Annotated in this window: 20 protein-coding genes and 2 riboswitches; of the genes, 9 read left to right on the forward strand and 11 right to left on the reverse strand. The window is 36.9% G+C overall.

Features of this window, described 5'->3' with window-relative positions:
• Window positions 1-404 precede the first annotated feature (404 nt).
• Complete coding sequence (locus FG383_RS14985) at window positions 405-1,571, forward strand: TraB/GumN family protein (protein ID WP_142608201.1); 1,167 nt, start codon at window positions 405-407, stop codon at window positions 1,569-1,571.
• A gap of 48 nt (window positions 1,572-1,619) precedes the next feature.
• Here the strand turns inward: FG383_RS14985 and tatA are convergent, their stop codons facing one another.
• From tatA to FG383_RS15015, 6 genes are all read right to left on the reverse strand, one after another.
• Window positions 1,620-1,823: a twin-arginine translocase TatA/TatE family subunit gene (tatA, locus tag FG383_RS14990; RefSeq protein WP_142608202.1), complete on the reverse strand. Its 204-nt coding sequence runs from the start codon at window positions 1,821-1,823 to the stop codon at window positions 1,620-1,622.
• A 26-nt stretch (window positions 1,824-1,849) separates the two neighbouring features.
• On the reverse strand, window positions 1,850-2,605 hold the full coding sequence (gene tatC / locus FG383_RS14995) for a twin-arginine translocase subunit TatC (protein WP_142608203.1): 756 nt from the start codon (window positions 2,603-2,605) through the stop codon (window positions 1,850-1,852).
• Window positions 2,606-2,839: 234 nt separating this feature from the next.
• The gene (locus FG383_RS15000; protein WP_142608204.1) at window positions 2,840-3,373 is read right to left on the reverse strand and encodes a 1,2-dihydroxy-3-keto-5-methylthiopentene dioxygenase; all 534 of its coding nucleotides are present in this window, start codon (window positions 3,371-3,373) and stop codon (window positions 2,840-2,842) included.
• 15 nt (window positions 3,374-3,388) lie between these two features.
• Window positions 3,389-4,006, reverse strand: coding sequence for a methylthioribulose 1-phosphate dehydratase (locus tag FG383_RS15005; RefSeq protein WP_142608205.1), 618 nt, complete (start codon window positions 4,004-4,006; stop codon window positions 3,389-3,391).
• Entirely contained in the window at window positions 4,003-4,683 is a 681-nt protein-coding gene (locus tag FG383_RS15010) for a 2-hydroxy-3-keto-5-methylthiopentenyl-1-phosphate phosphatase (RefSeq protein WP_142608206.1), read from the reverse strand. The genes FG383_RS15005 and FG383_RS15010 overlap by 4 nt, the downstream gene beginning before the upstream one ends.
• Window positions 4,674-5,888, reverse strand: coding sequence for a 2,3-diketo-5-methylthiopentyl-1-phosphate enolase (locus FG383_RS15015; RefSeq protein WP_142608207.1), 1,215 nt, complete (start codon window positions 5,886-5,888; stop codon window positions 4,674-4,676). The genes FG383_RS15010 and FG383_RS15015 overlap by 10 nt, the downstream gene beginning before the upstream one ends.
• A 76-nt stretch (window positions 5,889-5,964) precedes the next feature.
• Window positions 5,965-6,070, reverse strand: a riboswitch (SAM riboswitch).
• Between the two features lie 176 nt (window positions 6,071-6,246).
• A riboswitch (SAM riboswitch) is annotated at window positions 6,247-6,400 on the forward strand.
• 72 nt (window positions 6,401-6,472) lie between these two features.
• On the opposite strand from FG383_RS15015, the gene mtnK reads away from it, so the two are divergent.
• The 6 genes from mtnK to FG383_RS15045 all read left to right on the forward strand — a co-directional run bounded on the left by mtnK (window position 6,473) and on the right by FG383_RS15045 (window position 13,640).
• Complete coding sequence (gene mtnK, locus FG383_RS15020; protein ID WP_142608208.1) at window positions 6,473-7,663, forward strand: S-methyl-5-thioribose kinase; 1,191 nt, start codon at window positions 6,473-6,475, stop codon at window positions 7,661-7,663.
• Window positions 7,660-8,715 (forward strand): S-methyl-5-thioribose-1-phosphate isomerase, encoded by a 1,056-nt coding sequence (mtnA, locus tag FG383_RS15025; RefSeq protein WP_142608209.1) that lies wholly within the window; start codon window positions 7,660-7,662, stop codon window positions 8,713-8,715. Before mtnK ends, mtnA begins: the two co-directional genes overlap by 4 nt.
• The gene (locus FG383_RS15030) at window positions 8,712-9,794 is read left to right on the forward strand and encodes a sugar ABC transporter substrate-binding protein (protein WP_142608210.1); all 1,083 of its coding nucleotides are present in this window, start codon (window positions 8,712-8,714) and stop codon (window positions 9,792-9,794) included. Before mtnA ends, FG383_RS15030 begins: the two co-directional genes overlap by 4 nt.
• Window positions 9,795-9,855: 61 nt before the next feature.
• Window positions 9,856-11,361, forward strand: coding sequence for a sugar ABC transporter ATP-binding protein (locus tag FG383_RS15035; RefSeq protein WP_142608211.1), 1,506 nt, complete (start codon window positions 9,856-9,858; stop codon window positions 11,359-11,361).
• Window positions 11,336-12,358 (forward strand): ABC transporter permease, encoded by a 1,023-nt coding sequence (locus FG383_RS15040; RefSeq protein ID WP_142608212.1) that lies wholly within the window; start codon window positions 11,336-11,338, stop codon window positions 12,356-12,358. The genes FG383_RS15035 and FG383_RS15040 overlap by 26 nt, the downstream gene beginning before the upstream one ends.
• An 88-nt stretch (window positions 12,359-12,446) precedes the next feature.
• The gene (locus tag FG383_RS15045) at window positions 12,447-13,640 is read left to right on the forward strand and encodes an MFS transporter (protein WP_142608213.1); all 1,194 of its coding nucleotides are present in this window, start codon (window positions 12,447-12,449) and stop codon (window positions 13,638-13,640) included.
• Window positions 13,641-13,939: 299 nt separating this feature from the next.
• Here FG383_RS15045 and FG383_RS15050 read toward each other — a convergent pair whose 3' ends face one another.
• From FG383_RS15050 to FG383_RS15065, 4 genes are all read right to left on the reverse strand, one after another.
• Window positions 13,940-15,550, reverse strand: coding sequence for a glycosyltransferase family 2 protein (locus FG383_RS15050; RefSeq protein WP_142608214.1), 1,611 nt, complete (start codon window positions 15,548-15,550; stop codon window positions 13,940-13,942).
• A gap of 209 nt (window positions 15,551-15,759) precedes the next feature.
• Window positions 15,760-16,404: a TetR/AcrR family transcriptional regulator gene (locus tag FG383_RS15055; RefSeq protein ID WP_142608215.1), complete on the reverse strand. Its 645-nt coding sequence runs from the start codon at window positions 16,402-16,404 to the stop codon at window positions 15,760-15,762.
• A gap of 12 nt (window positions 16,405-16,416) precedes the next feature.
• On the reverse strand, window positions 16,417-17,523 hold the full coding sequence (locus tag FG383_RS15060; RefSeq protein ID WP_142608216.1) for an ABC transporter permease: 1,107 nt from the start codon (window positions 17,521-17,523) through the stop codon (window positions 16,417-16,419).
• Window positions 17,501-18,241, reverse strand: coding sequence for an ABC transporter ATP-binding protein (locus tag FG383_RS15065; RefSeq protein WP_142608217.1), 741 nt, complete (start codon window positions 18,239-18,241; stop codon window positions 17,501-17,503). Before FG383_RS15065 ends, FG383_RS15060 begins: the two co-directional genes overlap by 23 nt.
• A gap of 168 nt (window positions 18,242-18,409) precedes the next feature.
• Between FG383_RS15065 and FG383_RS15070 the strand changes: the two genes are divergently transcribed.
• Both FG383_RS15070 and FG383_RS15075 read left to right on the forward strand, forming a co-directional pair.
• Window positions 18,410-19,483, forward strand: coding sequence for a CapA family protein (locus FG383_RS15070; RefSeq protein ID WP_142608218.1), 1,074 nt, complete (start codon window positions 18,410-18,412; stop codon window positions 19,481-19,483).
• A 298-nt stretch (window positions 19,484-19,781) separates the two neighbouring features.
• Window positions 19,782-20,387, forward strand: coding sequence for a class I SAM-dependent methyltransferase (locus FG383_RS15075; protein ID WP_142608219.1), 606 nt, complete (start codon window positions 19,782-19,784; stop codon window positions 20,385-20,387).
• 40 nt (window positions 20,388-20,427) lie between these two features.
• Here the strand turns inward: FG383_RS15075 and FG383_RS15080 are convergent, their stop codons facing one another.
• Complete coding sequence (locus FG383_RS15080; protein WP_142608220.1) at window positions 20,428-20,904, reverse strand: SRPBCC family protein; 477 nt, start codon at window positions 20,902-20,904, stop codon at window positions 20,428-20,430.
• Between the last annotated feature and the right edge of the window lie 18 nt (window positions 20,905-20,922).

Consider the following 20,922-nt stretch of genomic DNA (forward strand, 5'->3'; position numbering starts at 1 on the left):
ACCATTTATTGGATTCTCACAGTAGAAAAACAGTATAAGATTTTGTTTTTAGCGAGTTGATACTGATTAAGTAAGCAATTTATATTGATTTTCGCTGCAGGCGGTGACTCCATTGGGATCAAGTGAGTAAGATGAGACTTCACAACGTACGCGCAAGCGGCGGTGAAGGCTCATCACTCACCCCACGGAAAGCGTCCGCCCTGCAGCGAAAATCATAGCGGACACTTCATTCAAATCACTACGGCGCACTTTCCCTATAGTGTCTACTTGTTATTATTCATATTTCCTATACTAATTAATAAAACATAATTGAAATTTACCCCAATCTACTTCATTATTAATAATAGACAGTCTTTTGTGATGTATTTATACAAAAGAAATATGCTCAACGAAGGAAGAAACTTGTGAGAGAAGAGAATATTACTCGTATAAATTTAGACGGCAAAGAAATAATATTAATCGGAACAGCGCATGTATCTAGACAAAGTGCAGAACAAGTAAAAGAAGTAATTGAAGCAGAAAGACCAGATTCTGTTTGTATAGAACTAGATGACCAACGATATCAATCGGTGATGGAAGGTAGCAAGTGGAAAGAGACAGACATCTTTAAAGTGATTAAAGAAAAGAAAGCCACATTACTTTTGATGAATCTAGCAATCTCCTCTTTTCAAAATCGTTTAGCAAAGCAATTTGAGATAAAACCAGGGCAAGAAATGATTCAAGGGATTGAATCTGCTAAAGAAACGGGTGCAGAGCTAGTGCTTGCAGATCGGAATATTCAAATCACCTTTTCTCGTATTTGGCATAATCTTGGATTCATGGGAAAAGCCCAATTACTTAACGGAGTAGTCTTTAGTATTTTTAGTAAGGACACCATTTCAGAAGAAGAATTAGAAAAAATGAAAACGCAAGATACGCTAAATGCAGTACTTGCTGAATTTACGGAATCTTTTCCTAAGCTAAAGACTCCATTAATCGATGAAAGAGATCAATATCTTGCACAGAAGATTAAAGATGCACCAGGAAAAAAGATAGTTGCTGTTTTAGGCGCTGCACATGTTCCTGGTATTACGAAAGAGATTCATAAGGAGCATAATTTAGATGCATTAGTTGCAATTCCTCCAAAATCAATTGTGCCAAAAATTTTAGGGTGGGCAATACCAGCTCTACTAGTCGCGATTGTTGTGTATACTTTTATAGCAAATCCAACTGCTGGTTTCGATCAAGCGTTAAGCTGGATCATCTGGACAGGTAGCTTTGCAGCTATTGGAGCCGCACTTGCGCTTGGTCATCCGCTTGCTATATTATCTGCATTTATCGTAGCACCGATTACGACGTTACATCCGCTAATAGCATCCGGCTGGGTTTCCGGAATTGTTCAAGCTTATTTCCGACGTCCGAATGTCGGTGATTTTGAAACACTCTCTGAAGATGTTTTTACGATAAAAGGGTTTTGGCGAAACAAAGTAACTCGAATTTTATTGGTCGTCGTATTAACGAATCTGGTCGGATCTATCGGAACATTCATAGGCGGGGCAGATGTAATTCGAGTATTCTTTAAAAACTTATAAAAAAATGTAAAAGCCAGCTATTCATGAAAGAGTAGCTGGCTTTTTGTATTAGTTTTTCTTTTTAGCGTCTGTTTCTTTGTCATCTAGCTTGAATTCTTCTGTTACATCGTCCACGATATCTTTTGTAGAATTTTTAAATTCTTTTAAAGTTTGTCCAACTGCTCTACCTAATTGAGGTAATTTCGAAGGTCCAAAAACGATTAAAGCTATGATTAAAATGATGATTAACCCTGGTACGCCGATGTTTGGCATGGGATGTTCCTCCTCGCAATAATAGGTTAGTTTTCTAAGTTTTCTTCCACAAGTGCTTGTTTTGCAAGTTGCTTTTTATACGACCAGCTAGAAACGAGAATACTTATTTCAAAAAGTAATAGTAATGGAACAACGATGATGAAATCAGAAATAAAGTCCGGTGGTGTGATAGAAACCCCAACTACTACCAGTATAAAGTAGGAAAGCTTTCTCATTTTTCTTAAACGATCTGGTGTTATAATACCCAACTTTGTTAAAAATAAAATAATCACTGGCAATTCAAAAACGATACCTACTGGAATGATTAAGTTAAACATAAATGTGAAATATTGCTGCATTCCATAAGTTTCTAATGCACCGATAGAATCATTAATACTCGACATAAAATTCAACATAAGTGGGAAAAGTATAAAATAACTAAAACTTATCCCTGCTAAAAATAAAAGGAATGAAACAGGGATAAAATAAATCGTCCCTTTTGCTTCTTTTTCTAGTAGACCTGGCTTTACGAATAACCAGATTTGATGCATTGCAATTGGCAAAGTAATTAAAATAGCTAAAATTAGAGCACATTTAACATAGATCATTAGACCGTCTGTATAACCAAATACGTTCCACTCAACATGGGCCGCTGTAGGTTGTTGCTTAATAAAGGTTAATGTCTTTGGAGCCATCCAAAACCCTAAAGCAAGAGATAGGATAAATGTCGTTGCAACAATGATAAGCCTTTTTCGTAGTTCTGTTAAATGTTCGACAAGCGTTAATTCTGGTTCTTGTATCATTGGTTTTACCACCCCATCTTCTCAAACAAAGTGAAGTTTGCTTATTTTTTATAAAGAACAACTAGTAGAATCCATTTAGCTAAAAATAGAATCAATTAGTAAATAATATAGACGTGCGTCACCTTCACATTATACTCTTTCCGATGAATTTGTAAATAAAAGTACCCTCTATTTACTTAATAATTGATAAAAAACTCCTAAATTGCTTTTTACGGCAAATTAGGAGTTTTTGATTTAGCTTTGAGCAACTTCATCTTGGTAAACGGGTACCCAGCCTTCTGTTGTTACGAAGATTCGAACTGCAACTACTTTGCGATCTTCTGCAAGCGTGAAGTAATGTGTAATATTCTCAGGTACCGAGATTAAGTCTCCAGGAGTTAAATGAACTTCAAAGAAACGCTCATCTTTTCCTTGGATGATAAACACCCCATGACCACTTACGATATATCGAACTTCATCGTCCGTATGAATATGTTTGCGTTCAAAGTTTTTCAATAGCTCATCTAAGTTAGGGTTAGAATCGGATAAAGAAATTATATCGGATGCTTGGTAGCCGCGAAGTTTTGAAATATCATCAATTTCTACTTGAAAAGCTTGCAGTATTTCCTCTTTTTCAGAATCGCTAAGATCAAATTTTTCACGAAGATGTACTGGTAACTTTTCAATATTCCAATGTTCATAAACAACTTCTTGGTTTTCTAAAAATGCTGCAACCTCGTTTTGTGCTTCAATTGTTTCATTTGTTCCTTGAATTTTAATAATAGCCATCTCAATCTCCCTCTCTTATTTTGATTTTATCTGAAGTAATGCCAATTGATACTGAAATAAAAACTCACAAGCTTCTAGTAGCTTCTTTGCTTCGAAACCATCCTTACCCCAAACAGTAATACCATGATTTCGAATTAATACAGCTCCTTTATCAGCATGTATATGGGAACGAAATTCTTCTGCCAGGTTTGGTATATCTGCATGATTAGGTATGATAGGAATAGAAAGTAACGCATCCTCTTCCCATAAATCAAAAGCTTTAATAAGTTCCTGACCTTGAAAGTCAATTTTTCCATCATCACCGTATATTTCCGAAATAACATTATTCGCTACTGTATGAATATGGAGACTACAGCCAGCAGAGGTTTTGTCGTATATGGCACAGTGCAGTAATGTTTCGGCAGATGGTTTTAAATCGGTCTTTTCAACCGGATGTCCACTAACGTCTACGGGTAAAAAATCTTCCATCGTCCGCTTCTTTTTATCTTTCCCACTAGCAGTCACTAAAAACTGTAGTGGTTCATCGCTCACTTTTATCGCTAAATTTCCGCTAGTTCCCATGAACCAGTCTCGTGCAGCTAGTTCGTCTTTTATGTTGGCTAACTCTTCCCATTTGTTTTGGAGCGTTGTCATACTTCTACACCTAACTTTGCATCTAATATGTTAATGACATCATGGAAACTTTCAAACGGTTCATATGGAATATGAAGTTCTTCACATTTTTCAATGAGGAAATCCCGTGCAATGACCATGTCGGCTAATTTAGCAGCTTCTAAATCTGTTATAGAATCTCCAATGACAATGCTTAACGCATCACTGCCTTGAAGTTCACGAATAATGGATGGCTTGCAACAACCACAGCCTTGGTTTGTACATTGCTCATCACATCCATATGGAAAATTAATACGTATCGAATATCCCGAAAAGTCCGATTCATTGCAATAAACATCGGAAAATGGTCCGAACGGTTTTAGCAGCGGGTTCACAAAAAAATCGATTCCTCCACTTACGATATAAAGTGGAATATTGTTTTTTCTCGTATAAGAAACAAATTCAGCAAAACCAGCACGAATTTGTGCTTGCTCTAGCAAAAAAGAAATAATTTGATCTTTCAATGAAGTAGGAAGTAGTGCAAACATCTGAGCTACTCCTTCACGGATTGATTGCTTTTGACCTAGAATATTCTCTTTGATCGGCAAGTATTCAGGAGGTGCAAACTTTTTCATAATCGAGATGATATTGTCTTGCGTCGTAATAGTGCCATCAAAATCGCAAAAGATAACTAGTTTTTTTATTGTAATTACCCCCATAATTCGATTGCTGTTCTTAATTCGCTATGTTGCTTTGCCGCTTCTGCAAGAGGGATCCCAGCAAGCTCAGCTTCCACGGCTTGTCTGAATGCAAGTCCTCCACCAATCGCACCAGCAGGATGCCCATGTACCCCGCCCCCGGCATTAATAATGCTATCAACTCCATAGTCTTGCATTAAAAGAGGCACTAAACTTGGATGTATACCTGCAGAAGGCACCGGGAAAGTTCGTTTTACGCTACTAGCTTTCGTTAATTCCTCTCCTAGAGAAAGAGCTACTTTTTTCTCAAGGGCAACACTTCCGTAAGGGGAAGGGAATAGTGAAAAATCTGCCCCAGCATAGCGTGTCAGTTTGCCAAGCAAAAGGGATGTTGAGACCCCATAAAATGGAGAAGAAGTGAATGCCCCACTATAAGCTGGATGCGCCATAAATGGTAATTGAATGTCATCATCTTCTACAAGTTCTTGGAGTACGTCTAGCCCGTATGCATGAACGTTAAGTAATAAAGCATCTGCACCAAGTTCTTTTGCTATTTTCGCTTTTTCGCGTAATTGTGACGTACGTCCAGATAAATTCACTGCATAAAGCGTACGATGTCCAGTTTCTTCATACGCTTGACGCAATACTTCCTTGGCAGTTGTAATTCGCTTTTCAAAAGGAGTGAGTGGATTGTCAAAAAGAATTTCATCGTCTTTTACAAGATCGACTCCTCCAAGTGCCTGATGTCGAAGTTGTTCTGCCAAATAATCGATATCCCGCCCTATGACCCCTTTGAATATGCTCATGATGAGTGGTCGATTATGTAGATTTAACAAGTTTCTTATATGCTCGATACCAAATCTCGGTCCAGGAAACTTTGCTAAAAGCTCTGGAGAAAATTCTAAGTCTAATAGCTTTACTTCACCGTCTAATGATAATTTACCAAAAACGGTTGTTAATATGGCAGGCAGATCTGCTGAAAAGTTGACACTAGGATACTCTATTTTTATCTCTGCTCTAATTTGTTCTGGTTTAGATGGGTGTTGTATGTTTTCAAACTCCGTAATCGATACAACATTCCCTTTATGCTGTTTTAATTGTTGTTGTTCAAGTAATGGTAAATCCGTCCATGAACCAATCGTTAAACCTAAAGCAATGCCTTCTGCTTTTTTTTCGAATGACCCTGGATTCCCGTACAATTGATAAACAGAAGTTACTCCACTCATGTTTTTAATCCCCTTTAAAAATGAAAATAAGATAAAAAAACCTCTTCAAATAAGAAGAGGTTAAACGTTTAACGACTTCTTATTTCTCAGTCAATGGACTGCAAGAATTAGCACCGTATCCATTAGTTGGACCGGTTGCCGGGTATCATAGGGCTCGTCCCTCCACCTGCTCTAAATAAGAAAAATTATTAAATTAAGATTTCAGTTAATTGTCAAAGTAATAATGATTATTTCATGTAATTAGATAATTGTCAATATAGTATTTAGACTCTTTATAAAATTGAAAAAGGTTATTGACATTTCTTTTTCAAATATGCTAGGATTCTAATCAAATAACATTACGTTAAAAATAATAGCACTCTTATCAAGAGCAGGCAGAGGGTAATGGCCCGATGAAGCCCAGCAACCGACCGTAATACCGTTGTGAGACGGGGCGCTTTTGCGCCGAGATAACAATCTCTTAAGGCACGGTGCTAATTCCATCAGAAAGGAAACTTTCTGAAAGATAAGAGGCGTGAAATCTCTTATTCTACGCCTCTTTCTTTTGAAAGAGGTTTTTATTTTGTAAAGGAAGGTAGAGAAAAATGACAATTGCAACGAAGAGACAATATGAATCTTTAACAGAAGAGCAGGCAATAGTATACGCCAAAAAACTCGGTCTATTTTCAGATGAATTGGAATTAGAGTGTAGTGAAATTGGTGATGGTAATTTAAATTATGTTTTTCGCATTCGCGATCCTAAAAATGGAAAGGGAATTATTATAAAACAAGCATTGCCGTATGCAAAAGTAGTTGGTGAAAGTTGGCCACTAACATTAAAGCGTGCGAAGATTGAAGCGAGTGCACTAAAAAAACACGGGGAATTTGCAGCAGGACTAGTACCAGAAGTTTACGCAATTGATGAAGAGTTAGCAATTACAGTGATGGAAGACTTATCACGTTTGACCATTGCAAGAGAAGGATTGATCTGCCTTGAATCCTATCCAAAGTTATCGACGGATATTGGCGAATATCTTGCACAAACCTTATTCCATACGTCCGATTTTGCGTTACATCCTTTTGAAAAAAAGAAACTAGTTTCGGAGTTTTCCAATCCTGAACTATGTAAAATTACGGAGGACTTAATTTTTACAGATCCATTTTTTGATTATGAAACAAATGATTTTGAATCTTCGTTGCGAGTAGATGTAGAAGCCATTTGGAGTAATGAGCTTTTAAAATTGGAAGTTGCGAAATTAAAGAAAAGCTTTTTAACCGAAGCGGAAGCATTACTCCACGGAGATTTACACACAGGTAGTATTTTTGCGAGTGAAATGGAAACGAAAGTAATTGATCCGGAATTTGCCTTTTATGGACCAATTGGCTTTGATGTTGGACTATTTCTAGCTAACTTGATCTTTCAAACGATTACAAGAGAAGGAGAGAGCCGGGTTGTAATCTTTGAGCATATTGAAAAGACTTGGGAAGTATTTTCATCTAAGTTTTCGGAACTTTGGAAAAAAGAAGCTGTTGAATCTTATAAAGATACCAAAGGATTTGAAACATATGTATTGGATAAAATTTTCCAAGATGCAATTGGTTTTGCTGGTTGTGAATTAATCCGACGTACAATTGGTTTAGCACATGTGAAAGATTTGGATCGAATTGTAGACGAAGAACAAAGAATTTTGGCGAAGAAACAAGCTTTGCAAATAGGGGAATTATTCATCTTAAATCGTAAAGAAATTAGTTCTATCCAATCAGTAATCGAGTTACTAGAGGAGTTGCAAAAATGAGTATTCCTTTATCAATCAAATGGAACAATAATCGGCTCGAAATATTGAACCAGCAGAAACTACCGCTTGAAGTGGAATATATAACGCTTGAAACACTTGAAGATGTGTATGATGCCATCATCACGTTAAAAGTACGAGGAGCTCCGGCAATAGGTATTACTGCTTCCTATGGATTAGCGGCAACGGCACAGTATTACGAAACAAATTCTTTAGAGGCATTCCATCAATTATTAAGTAAAGATGCGTTGTACTTAGCTGAATCTAGACCAACAGCCGTTAATTTAGTGTGGGCTTTGGAACGTTTACGTGGCGCAGTACAGCATGCAGAAACTGTGCAAGAAGCGAAGAAACAGTTGTTAGAAGAAGCGGATAGCATATACGAGGAAGATGAGGCGTCTTGCCGTGCTATTGGTGAATATGCCTTATCGCTACTTGAAGGTCATACAAAAGTCATGACGATTTGTAATGCAGGTACAATTGCAACTGCAAAATATGGAACAGCATTAGCACCTTTCCATTTAGGTAGTGAAAAAGGGAAGCAGTTCCAAGTATTTGCTTGTGAAACGAGACCTGTATTTCAAGGCGCACGACTAACAGTATGGGAGCTTCAACAATCAGGAGTTGATGTCACCCTTATTACGGATAGCATGGCTGCACATACGATAGGGGCAAAGGAAATTGAAGCAATTATTGTTGGGGCAGACCGAATTGCTGCAAACGGCGATACGGCCAATAAAATCGGCACACTTAACTTAGCTTTATTGGCAGCAGCATATCAAATTCCATTTTATGTGGCAGCACCTTCTTCGACATTTGATCTATCCATCGGAAATGGTAAAACGATACAAATAGAAGAACGTCCATCGGAAGAAATTACGCATATTGCTGGTAAACAAGTAGCACCAGACAATACAAAGGTGTATAATCCCGCTTTCGATGTGACACCAGCCCATTTAATAACAGCAATCATTACAGAAAAAGGTATTATTTATCCGGAATACGACAAAAACATTGTTGCATTACTTGGTACAACTAAAGGAGAAGAATCATGAAAACAAAAATAGTCACGTTTATATCAGTACTACTAATAATTGGCGTTTTTTTTTTAACGGGATGTCAGCCGAAAAGCAATGCAAAAGAAGAAACATCTAAGCCTAGTTCGGAGAAAGCATCAGAAAATCCATTAGCTGGGAAGAAAATTGCACTTATTTTACAACAAAACCTTGGTACTTTTTCTGCACAATATATTGAAGGTGTAAAGGAACAAGTGGAGAACTTTGGAGGAACTGTTACCGTATTTAACTCTGAAGGTGACTTAGCGAAAATGGCATCGAATTTAGATGCAGCAGTTAACCAAGGAATGGACGGAATTTTAATAGATCACGGTACAAAAGAAGCATTAAACCAAGGTGTTCAAAATGCTGTCGACAAAGGAATTCCAGTAGTAGCATTTGACGCAGGTGTGGATGTAGAAGGAATTACTGTTTTAGAGCAAGGCGATCAGAAAATGGCGGAAATGACATTGCAGAAGTTATTGGAAGATGCAAATGGTGAAGCCAATATCGTGAAAATTTGGGTAGCTGGTTTTGCACCAATGGAAAGAAGACAAGTGGCTTACGAGCAGTTTTTATCTGAAAATCCAGGAATTAAAGAAATTGCAACATTCGGAGCAGCAACACAAAATACAGCTTTAGATACACAAGCACAAATGGAAGCTATACTAAAACAGTACCCGAACGAAGGGGATATTACTGCTGTTTGGGCAGCTTGGGATGAGTTTGCAAAAGGTGCCGTTCGTGCTATTGAACAGGCAGGTAGAACAGATATTAAAGTGTACAGTATAGACATGAGCGATGAAGATTTACAAATGATTCAAAAAGAAAATAGTCCTTGGGTTGCTTCAGCTGCAGTGGATCCAATGGATATTGGCCGCATTCAAGTGCGTTACTTATACCAAAAGATTAATGGAGAATATCCAGAAGCTAACGTTGTACTAGATCCAGTGTTTGTCGATGCATCTAAACTTCCAGAAGAAACAGTGACGACAAATGGTTTACACGAGTTTATCGAAGGCTGGGGAGCAAGTGAACAAGGGTATACAGATGCATTAAAAGAGTTGGAAAACCAATAAACTCAACTATTAGCAGCTGTCCTAATGAAGGGCAGCTTCTTTTTAAGAAAGGAGCATGTTTGTGGCAAATCCTTTTCTTTCGATGAATTCGATACGCAAGTCATTTGGAAATGTGAAAGCACTAGAGGATGCTAAATTTCACCTAGAAAAAGGGGAAGTACATGCATTGCTAGGTGTGAATGGTGCAGGCAAAAGTACGCTGATGAAAATATTATCAGGTGTGTACGAGCAAGACGAAGGGGAAATCTTGCTAGATGGTAAGATTGTTCACCTACGTTCCCCAAAAGTGGCAAAAGAACAGGGAATTTACTGCGTTTACCAGGAAGTAGACACAGCGATTGTACCCGAATTATCGGTTGCTGAAAATATAATGCTTGATACGATTGCGACTCATAATAATTTATTTATTTCCACTTCGAAGTTATACAAAGAGGCGAGCAACGCACTAAAACAGTTGCAAGCGGAGAATATTTCCGTACAACAACCTGCCCATAAGCTTACATTAGCGGAAAAACAATTAGTATTAATTGCAAGGGCACTTGTTAGTTCGGCTAAAATAATTATTTTTGATGAACCAACAGCTCCTTTATCACTTCATGAATCAGCTAAACTATTTTCTGTCATTCATCAACTGAAAGCACAAGGAGTTGGTTGTATATTTATTTCGCATCGACTTCCCGAAGTGTTTGAAATTAGCGACAGAATTACGGTCATGCGTGATGGGACGCTAGTAGACGTTTTTCAAACCGTGGATGCAACTGCAGAGGATATTATTGAAGCGATGCTTGGTACTTCGCTTCATCAAGAACAACATACTAGTAATTACCCTTTAGGCGAAACGTTACTGGATGTAAAAGAACTGTCTGACGGTCATAAGTTAAACAATCTTTCATTTACCGTTTCAGAAGGAGAGATTGTCGGTATTGTTGGTCTAGTAGGGGCGGGAAAAACGGAGTTAGCTAAAGCATTATTTGGCTTAGAATTACTAACAAGTGGAAGTGTGAAGCTTTCAGGAAAGGAAGTAAGAGCGGCACATCCGAAAGACGCTATTAGTGCAGGGATGGCTCTTATACCAGAAGAACGTAGAAAAGAAGGGTTATTCGTACACGAATCATTGCAAACGAATGCTTCTTTTCCGAACTTACGAAAGTTTTCTAATCTATTATTTATGAATAAAAGCGCTGAAAAAAGTTTTGCGAAGGATATTATTAAACGATTACAAATTAAAACAGATAACACGGAAACACCTCTCATTCATTTAAGTGGAGGTAACCAACAGAAAGTAGTAATCGGTAAATGGACTTCGCGTGATTCCATTTTATATTTGTTCGATGAACCGACAAAAGGTGTAGATATTGGGGCAAAAGCAGATATTTTTGGGCTTATTCGTGAACTAGCGGAGAGTGGAAAGGGCTGTCTCTATTTTTCGAGCGAAATTCAAGAAGCAATCGGTATTTCCGATCGTATTTTAGTCATGTATAACGGTCAAATCGTGAAGGAGTTTTCACGGGGAGATGCGACCCAGGAAAGGATTTTGTTATATGCAAGCGGTGGGAAAGAAGAATAAATTAAAAGAAAATGGGATTCAATTTCTATTTAAATACGGTGCTATTGCCTTATTAATTATCATTATTTTATATTTTAGTTCCATTAGTGAAGCATTTTTAACATATGCTAACTTTACGGATATTTTGCGTTCTATATCTATTGTTACGTTACTCGCGTTAGGAGTTACCTTTACATTAGTAGTAGGTGGGTTTGACCTGTCGGTTGGATCGACGATGTCGTTGTCAACGGTCGTTACTGCTTCTTTAATGGTGTGGTATGAAATGCCACTTTGGCTCGTTATTATTTTACCGATTTTAGTAGGGGTATTAGTGGGTGTCCTTAATAGTTTTTTAATTGTAGTATTAGGGATTCCAGATTTGCTTGCGACATTAAGTATGATGTATATCGTTGCAGGCTTTCATCGTACATATACGGAAGGTTATTCTATTTACAACAATATGCCACTTACTGCTGGAGGCACTGCTCCGGGGCAGTTATCGGAGGCATTTCTTTGGATTGGACAAGGAAGAATGCTTGGTTTGCCGGTCCCTGTATGGATCATGCTAGGAATGGTATTAATCGCTTATGTAGTACTCCATCATACTCGGTGGGGACGAGTTTTATATATGACTGGTGGAAATGCAGAAGCTGCAACGTTGTCGGGAGTGAATATTCGTAAAGTGAAATTTGCTGCATATGTAATCTCTGGTATATTTGCTTCTATGGCCGGCATATTGTTTACTGCACGTGTTGGTTCGGGACAAATTGACGCTGGTGCACCTATGTTAATGGAAGCGGTAGCGGCTGTTTTTGTAGGGTATTCTGTTCTTGGGGCGGGGAAGCCAAATGCGATTGGAACGTTTTTTGGAGCAGCTGTGATCGGTATTTTGTTAAATGGCTTAACGATCTTGAATTTGCCGTATTATGCATTTGATATTATTAAAGGTGCAGTACTAGTTTCGGCCCTTGCTGTGACGTATGTTTACGCGAAAAAAAGATTCACTCAAACAGGATAAATTTTGTGTCTCGAAGTACTTGTTTTCTTTTCATGTGAGTATATAATTCTAGCATATCCTATATTATTTTTCGGAATGGACGGAATTTATGAAAACGTACAATGAAAAGATTAGTATTTATCATGGAATGGCTTCGACTATAGCACTTAACTTTTCCAATAATTTTTTTCCGATATTTGCAATTACAATATTAGGAGCTACTAATTATCAAGTGGGGCTAATTAGTTCATTGCCTCCACTAATCGCGTTGTTAATGACGATACCAGCAGCAGTGTTGTTAAATCGAGCCAATGCCCAAAAGAAGCTAGTAGCTATGTCCGTGCTTCTAGCTAGGTTGATGTTTTTGCTTATCGTACTTGTTGTTTATTTACCTTCTCCTTCTTTTCATGCGTGGATATTTTTAGCCATTATTGCCTTCATCAGTGTACCGAATACGGTAGCAAATGTAGGGTGGCAAACTCTAATTAGTGGAATGATTAAGGAATCGAGAAGAGGACAGTTTTTCAGTGACCGCAATCGTTTACTGACAATGGTTGGGTTAGTATCAACGTTACTTGTTGGAATTTTAATGAGAGATGCTTCTGAAAGTATAGTTGCATATCAAATTCTGTTTGCGATTGCTTTCGTCTTTGGTTTGTTAGAGGTATTTTTCTTATTAAAACATGAAGAAGATGTTGTGAAAGTAGAAAATGGCTTACCGAAAAAGAAATCAATGGATTGGAGTATTTTTAAACATTCCAATTATGTTTGGTTTTTAGCTGCTGCTCTCTTTTTTAACTTTGCTTGGCAAATGGCCTGGGGATTGTTCAATATTTACAATGTTAGAGTAGCAGGAGCAACGATTTTTTGGATAAGTATGTTTTCGGTTGGTAGTATGCTTATGCAATTTTTAACATTTCCACTTTGGAAAAAATGGGCAGAAAAATATTCAAATTTAGGCGTGTTTATATTGGCTGCAGTTGGTATGGCAACAACGCCTTTTTTAGTAGTGCTATCTACAAACTTGTATTATTTAACACTTATTCAAACGACTTCAGGCTTCTTTTTAGCAGGCACCGTGTTAATTTTGTTTAATTTATTGTTAGAAAAATCTCCAGCGCAATCTCGTACGTATTGTATTACGACATACAATGTGTTATTGGCATTTGTTGCATTTGTCGCTCCACAAGTAGGTATTTGGTTTTTAGATCTATTTGGTATGGATGTGGCGATGTATATTAGTTCCTCATTAAGGTTATTAAGTGCGGTTGGGTTTTTCTATGTATATATGCGAAATAAATAAAAATTAAAAAACACCTCTACATTGATGATTTAGGTATTCTAGCCTGTTTTTTCAATGAAAGGTGTTTTTCTTTGTATTTGTCGAATTAGCTTATATGTTGGGGAAATAGAAAAAAATAGTAAAACCTGGTCTAACATTTCGTAATGTTGTTTGGTAATTACAAAAAGACAATCTAGTTCTTCTGTTTTTGATATGACCTGTATTAGTGGAGTGAATATAATTCCCTCTAGCCGAGTTTCAAAGACAATTATCTCCATATAGTTACACCTCCCTTTCAACATTCGTCCTTTAGCTTTATTTTACCGTCGTATTAAGAGTAGTTTTGTAATATTCCCGTCAACTTCCTCGAAATGCGGTACGTATTCATCTCCCCAACGTTTCAGTGTTTCATTTACAACCATTCGAGTCTGTCGGTTTAACATTTCCTTTTCTAAGATGGTTAAGTTTTTGCTGTGCTGACGTTGATGGTAAAGTGTCTGATCGATCCAGTGAGTGTCGAACCGTTCTACCATTCTTAAAAACATCGTAAAGTCATCTGCCAAAAGTGGTTCGCCGTGTAACGATGACATCCAACCTTTTAATTTTTTTAGGGTCGACAGCCTATACATACGTGGACAATGAGTTTTGAAGTTCTGTAATACATCATACTTATTTGAACTTGGAATACCTTTATATACAGCTCCTTTTATTAATTGGCCATTCTCTTCTACCCAAATTTGTCGATTTGCAAAAGCCATGCCTACTTTGGAAGGTAAAGTGTCCATCTTATTTAACATAATCTCTAAAGTGTTAGGATCAATCCAATCATCTCCGTTTAGTTCAAGTACGTATTCACCTAATACATAACTTAAGCCAATATTTAGTGCTTCAGCTTTATGTCTTTTGTCTAGATGAATGGGAATCATTCTTGAATCATGCACCGAATAAATTTTTTCTAATGTACTATCGGTTGAGCCCACGTCTAGTACGACCATATGAAAATTGGAATAGGTTTGATCTAAAATACTCTGAATACAGTTATTAATATAGTTTTCGTCGTTATGTGCTGTAATGATAACTGTAACTTTTGGTATATCCCCGTTCCTTTGTCTATGATTCACACTGGCACTCATTCTTTTCGTAAATAACTCTTCTGAAGGTGTAATGGTAGTTAGAGAGTACTTGCCATTTAAGCGATACTCCAACAATATTTCATGTATGAATTGGAATTCACCGAGCTGCATCAACCTTATCCAAAATTCATAATCAGAAACTAGTCCATAATTTGGGTCATAGCCGTCTGCCTTTTCATATGCTTCTCTTCTAAAAAGGAACGATGCTCCAATGAAACAAGTAAACATAATTTCCTCTTTTGGACGATTCATCATGTTAAACAGTGATGTATACCAAGCTTGTCCAAAAGAATCCGATCGTCCTTGCTCATCTATCGATTGATACATGGAGTAAACTAGTACCGTGTTTGAAGAGACGCTGTTCATTGTATTTACTAATCTTTCAAGAAAGTTAGGTTTTAGTCTATTATCGCCAGAAATCCAGGTTAAATAGGGGCAGTCTAGTAGGTACTCATAACCCTCATTTAGAGAATAGGCAATTCCTTTATTATTAGTACGGTGAATGATGGAGTATGAACATGTGAGAACTTCCGAAGCTTCGTAGGTTGCTTTTAAGGTCTCCTCATTTGCACCATCAATTACAATAACTAACTTGAAATTTCGATAGGTTTGTTTTTCGATTGACTGTATACATTCTATTAAATAATCTCTTTTTTGGTTATACACGGGAAGTACAATGCCTACCTTGCTATTATGCTTGTTGTCATCAGTACTACTTAAATAACCTTTTTTTCTTACCTGTTTTGGCTGAAATTTGCTGTGTAATCGGTGGTACCATCTAATCTTTTTCAAAAACATTTTAGTTCTCCTTTCCTAGATATTTAACGGCATAGAAACCGTCTATAGAATAATCTATGAAATTCTAGAGAACTGGATAGGGCTATTTTATTATAGAAATTATATTAAATCTTTTTACTATTAACTTTTAGAAAAAGGAAATTATTCGTTTAGGTAGTTAGAGAGGAAAAATTCGTGGGGAGGAAGGGAGTTAATCGCTCCCTTCTACGTCATCTTTGGCTTAATCCATGCATGATGAATTGAACAGTTCGCTCTATTTCAAGTTCATCATCCCATTCACTATCAGGAAAGAAAATATAACGAGATATTAAATAGCCGAATATGCTTGAAATGGCAAGTCTTGCAGCACTTAGAGTCGGCATTTCGATTAGTTGCCCTTTATCTTGATACTCTTTAATAACGAGTAAAATACGATCGAATGTTTTTCGGGCAACTTGCTCTAAAAATTGTTCTCTTAACTCGGGTTGGAACGGGATTTCTTGCATCATAATTTTAATAACTGGAAGCATTTTTTTTATGATGTCGCTTCGATTTTGGATTGCTGCTCTCAAAAAGTCTTCTACATGTTCATACGGGTGGTCTAATACTTTATGAAAGTCATTTACAATGAATGGACCGATTAGCTTCGCCATAAGGGGAGCGACAATTGAAACAAGCAACTCTTTTTTCGTTTTATAGTGTCTAAAAATAGTACCTTCCGCTACACCCGCTTTTTTCGCAATTTCACTAGTAGATGTTGCAGCATATCCTTTTTCGGAAAATGACTCTATAGCAGCGAGGATAATCTTTTTTTGTTTCTCTGTTAATTTGTCATCTTCAAATAATTGTTGTAACAATACTTCATCTTCTGACATTAGTTACTCCTTTCAAATTTTTCGATATTTCTTTAAAGCAAGTATATTTAATACAATGAATACAAGGGCAAAACCTAATAGCACAAATAGTTCATTTTTAATATCACTTAGGCCTAAACCTTTATACATTACGTCAACTAACGCATTTCCACCATAGTACATCGGCATACATTTCGCAACAAGTTGCATCCATTCCGGCATTCCTTCAAACGGCAAAATTCCTGCGAAAAATACTTGGGGAATAATTGCAATCGGTATAAACTGCATCATTTGAAATTCAGAATTCGCAAAAGCAGACAATAAAATACCAAGTAATAATGCAACAAGCGCTAGTGATAAATTAATCAAAATAACGTTCCAAAGGGAGCCAACGAGCATAATATCTAATATTTTCGTAGCATAAAAAACAACGATTATTGTTTGAATGATTGCAAAGAAACCGTATCCTATTAAATAACCAAATACTATATCTCTTCTTTGGATAGGTGTTGCCATCAAGCGGTCAAGTGTTCCCGTAGTTCGTTCTCGCAATAATCCAATACCGGAAATGAGGAAGACGAAAAAGAATACAAAGAAACCGACTAAAATAGGACTTAACTGATCAAAGAAGGTTGTGTCACTACTTCCGTAAATATAAGAAGTATTAAATTCTGGCACTTTTGCTTGAGGTAAATAGATTGGTGTATTTGGAAGTTGACGTCCGATATCTTCAACTAAATTGGCTAAATTAGTTGCTTGTTCGCTTGCATTTACGGTGGAAATAGCTTGCAGTACTTTAGTTTGTAACACTTTTGCTTTAGAAGGGTCGTCATTTGTTATAGTTAAATCTATTTGGTCTCCTTCTAGTTGAAGTATAGCATCTAAGTTCTCATCTTTTATAAGTTGGTCTGGATTTTTTAGTTGATCATATTGGATGATTTCTATTTCTTTTTCTTTTAGCTCATTTATTAGACTTTCTTCCACACCATTTACGCCTAGTTTTGGAGTAGTTGTGTCAGAGGAAAGTAAAAAATGCAGCAATGTTAAAATAACTAGAGGTGCGACCATCATTAAAGCGAGGGTTCGTTTATCCCGTACCATTTGGATACAAACACGCTTAACTAATGCGATTGTTCTCATGTTTTTTACCTCCTGCTTTTAAAAATACTTCCTCTAAACTATTAATATTGTAATGGTTTTTCAAATCTTTGGGAGAACCGTTGGATATTATTTCCCCATCTCTTACCATCGCAAGCTGATCACATTTCTCCGCTTCATCCATTACGTGTGTTGTTATTAATATTGTTTTTCCATTGTTTTTTAATCGATTTATTTCCTCCCAAATAGACTTTCTGAGCTCGGGATCTATTCCAACAGTTGGCTCGTCAAGTATTAATATTGGAGGGTCGTGTATTAATGCAATAGCTAGTGATAGTCTGCGCTTCATACCACCTGAATAGTTTTGAACTTTTTTAGTTAGGTGAGGGGTCAGTTCAACCAAATCGGCAGCATAAGCAATGCGCTTTTTTTGTGATTCTTTGTTCAATTTATAAAGGGAAGCAAAAAATGCAAGATTTTCTTTACCAGTCAAATCGTTGTATAATGCATCCGCTTGTGCCATGTAACCGATACTTTGTAACAAACCCAAATTTGGAACTTGCGTATGGAGCACTTGTACTTGACCAGCAGAAGGATGGTCCATTCCTACAATAATTTTCACTAATGTTGTTTTACCTGAACCAGAGGGACCGATTAAGCCAAAAATTTGTCCAGCGTCTACGTTAATATTAATGTTATTTAAAACCGTCTTTTTCCCAAAACTTTTACTTACTTGTTCTAATACAATAGTCGAAGTCAATTATAAAACCTCCTATTCATTTAATGAGTGATTACTCACTTTTATTATATGCCTAATCAATAATAGGTCAATAGCGGATTAGAAAAATAACAGATACAATAAGGAAAGAAAATATAAAGATAGCATAATAAATTTTTAAAAGTAGATGATTAAGAGGGAGGTGCTTCTATGAAAGTGTTCATTTCACTACTAGTTATACTAATTTCGGTCTTACTTTATTTTAATCTGCAAATAAAAGAACCTTTCCAAGAAAAGTTCCACGGGAAACAATATTCGACATTTCATATTGATTATCGCGAAGAAACGATAAAAATCGGTATGATTGGAGATATTTTGTTGCATTTTCCTCTGTATCATTATAAAAGTTTTCTACCCTCATTTGAGCCTATTAAGGAAGAGCTAGAATCATTGGATATACTACTAGCCAATCAAGAATCTATTCCGGCTGGTGTTGAATTTGGATTATCCGGCTACCCTGATTTTGCTAGCCCTACGCATATTATCGATGACTTAAAGAAAGTTGGCGTTGATATGATATCGATGGCTAATAATCATACACTCGATCAAGAGGAGGCTGGGGTACTAGCGGCGATCAATCATATGAAAAATGTTGATATGCCTTATATTGGCGCATATGAATCATTGGAAGATTTACAAACCGATCGTATTTTGCAAGTAGATACTATTAGCTTTGGGTTTCTAAGTTATACTTACGGGACAAATGGTCATGAAACGCCCAGTGGAAAGGATTATTTGGTTAACCGTATCGATGTAGAGCGAATCACAAAGGATATTGGCGCTTTAAAGCAAAAAGTAGATTTTATTGTAGTAAGTATGCATTGGGGGACGGAGTATGAGTTGGAACCTAATGGAGAACAAAAAAATCTTGCAAATGCGATTGCTGATGCGGGAGCAAATATTATTTTCGGACATCACCCGCATGTCATTCAGCCATATGAAATGCTCACGACAAGTAGTGGTCACCAAACGCATGTGTTTTATTCGCTTGGTAACTTTTTTTCTGCGCAAAAAACAGAGAATACGAATATTGGTGGGATTGCTAAGTTAGAGATATTAAAGAAAACTATTAATGGTAAACAAGTGTTAAGTATAGAGAACCCTTCTTTTATATCGACAGCTGTTTTGAGGGGAGAACCGTTTACAGTGCATCCACTTATACCTGTAGAGAACCAAATAGGCCGGACAGATAAGTCGGTGCAGCGACATGTATTTGGCGAGTGATGAGCCATCCCCGCCGCCTGCAGCGAAAATCAAGGGAAATTGCTGACTTATTCAGTATCGACTCGCTAAAAACAAAATCTTATCTAGTTTTTCAATTGCCTGAACCCAGTAAATGGCTTAGGGCAACCAAACTGTCATTGAAAGCAATCAATTCTTTTCGAAGAGCAACCAAATCAGCACGAGAGCAACTAATTGACAGATGAAAGCAACTAATTCTTAAAATAACAAGTTTACTTGAAGTGAGCCACCAATGACTGTTAAGCACTATTTCTACATTCTTAAAATAGGAGGGATAACCATGAGAGAACAAGATCATGATCGTTTATTACGTATAAAAACAGAAGGAATTCGGGAGTGGCAACACCAATCCGCACATTACAATCGCTATGAAGCGACCCCTTATATGGCACTTGAGGCTCTTTTTGATGAGTATGTATGTACAACTTCTGATAAGTTTGTAGATTTCGGTTGCGGTAAAGGTCGCTTCCCATTTTACGTTCATCACCATCTTCATGTAGCTGCAACAGGGGTAGAGATGAATGGACAACTATATCAGGAGGCGGTTGAAAACTTAACTAAATATATGGAGCGAGCGAAGCATTCAAGGGCATCTATTCGTTTTGAGCAAATTTTTGCCGAAGGGTATGATATCGAACCGAATGAAAATCGATTTTATTTCTTTAATCCTTTTTCCATTCAAATTTTTCAAAAGGTTATTGATAATATTCTCTTATCTGTAGAACAATATCCGCGTTCAGTCGACGTTATACTTTATTATCCGACGATGGAGTACATTCAATTCATGGAAGTGAATACTGCGTTTGAGTTGCTGAAGGAAGTAAGGATACCTGAGTTATATAAACAAAATACGAATGAACGGTTTATGATATACCGGTATGAATGATGAAAGCACCTCTCTATGTGAAAGGTGCTTAACTAAAAAGTTATTTTACAAGTTTTTCTAAAAGTTCTTTGTATTTTACATACCAAACTTCCCATTCATCGTTTCTAGCTATTGGTCTATCGTCCAATATTGCTTCAATTACATCCAAGCAAACATGCCAACCTGCTAGGTCTCTTGCTGTATGCTCCGTGATAGATGTAATTGTTTCGATGAATGTTAATTGACAGCCTTCAGCAAGAGGGGATAATTCAAATCGGGCAATATCTTTATCCCATTCAAAAGCTAAAACCTTCAAAGGTTCATAATCTAAAATTTGCATATCAATGAATGTCCCATCTTGCATATCGAACTTGATTAGACCACCTTTGCGTAAGTCAACAATTCGAAGTTCTGTAAACCATTGTTGTAACTTTTCGTTGTCTGTTAGCATAGACCAAACTTCTTCTATTGAATGTGGAAAATGTCGTTCATAACGTGCCGAGTACGTATCATTTTCTTGTTGAATCGTTGCGATCAAAAGATATTCCCCCTTAGA

This window comes from Psychrobacillus soli (assembly GCF_006861775.1).
GTDB classification, from domain to species: Bacteria; Bacillota; Bacilli; order Bacillales_A; family Planococcaceae; genus Psychrobacillus; species Psychrobacillus soli.

Excerpts from the sequence above, each read along its gene's own strand:
- tatA (WP_142608202.1), bottom strand. The coding sequence starts at position 1,823 with ATGCCAAACATCGGCGTACCAGGGTTAATCATCATTTTAATCATAGCT.
- tatC (WP_142608203.1), bottom strand. The coding sequence starts at position 2,605 with ATGATACAAGAACCAGAATTAACGCTTGTCGAACATTTAACAGAACTA.
- FG383_RS15000 (WP_142608204.1), bottom strand. The coding sequence starts at position 3,373 with ATGGCTATTATTAAAATTCAAGGAACAAATGAAACAATTGAAGCACAA.
- FG383_RS15005 (WP_142608205.1), bottom strand. The coding sequence starts at position 4,006 with ATGACAACGCTCCAAAACAAATGGGAAGAGTTAGCCAACATAAAAGAC.
- FG383_RS15010 (WP_142608206.1), bottom strand. The coding sequence starts at position 4,683 with ATGGGGGTAATTACAATAAAAAAACTAGTTATCTTTTGCGATTTTGAT.
- FG383_RS15015 (WP_142608207.1), bottom strand. The coding sequence starts at position 5,888 with ATGAGTGGAGTAACTTCTGTTTATCAATTGTACGGGAATCCAGGGTCA.
- mtnK (WP_142608208.1), top strand. The coding sequence starts at position 6,473 with ATGACAATTGCAACGAAGAGACAATATGAATCTTTAACAGAAGAGCAG.
- mtnA (WP_142608209.1), top strand. The coding sequence starts at position 7,660 with ATGAGTATTCCTTTATCAATCAAATGGAACAATAATCGGCTCGAAATA.
- FG383_RS15030 (WP_142608210.1), top strand. The coding sequence starts at position 8,712 with ATGAAAACAAAAATAGTCACGTTTATATCAGTACTACTAATAATTGGC.
- FG383_RS15040 (WP_142608212.1), top strand. The coding sequence starts at position 11,336 with ATGCAAGCGGTGGGAAAGAAGAATAAATTAAAAGAAAATGGGATTCAA.
- FG383_RS15045 (WP_142608213.1), top strand. The coding sequence starts at position 12,447 with ATGAAAACGTACAATGAAAAGATTAGTATTTATCATGGAATGGCTTCG.
- FG383_RS15050 (WP_142608214.1), bottom strand. The coding sequence starts at position 15,550 with ATGTTTTTGAAAAAGATTAGATGGTACCACCGATTACACAGCAAATTT.
- FG383_RS15055 (WP_142608215.1), bottom strand. The coding sequence starts at position 16,404 with ATGTCAGAAGATGAAGTATTGTTACAACAATTATTTGAAGATGACAAA.
- FG383_RS15060 (WP_142608216.1), bottom strand. The coding sequence starts at position 17,523 with ATGAGAACAATCGCATTAGTTAAGCGTGTTTGTATCCAAATGGTACGG.
- FG383_RS15070 (WP_142608218.1), top strand. The coding sequence starts at position 18,410 with ATGAAAGTGTTCATTTCACTACTAGTTATACTAATTTCGGTCTTACTT.
- FG383_RS15075 (WP_142608219.1), top strand. The coding sequence starts at position 19,782 with ATGAGAGAACAAGATCATGATCGTTTATTACGTATAAAAACAGAAGGA.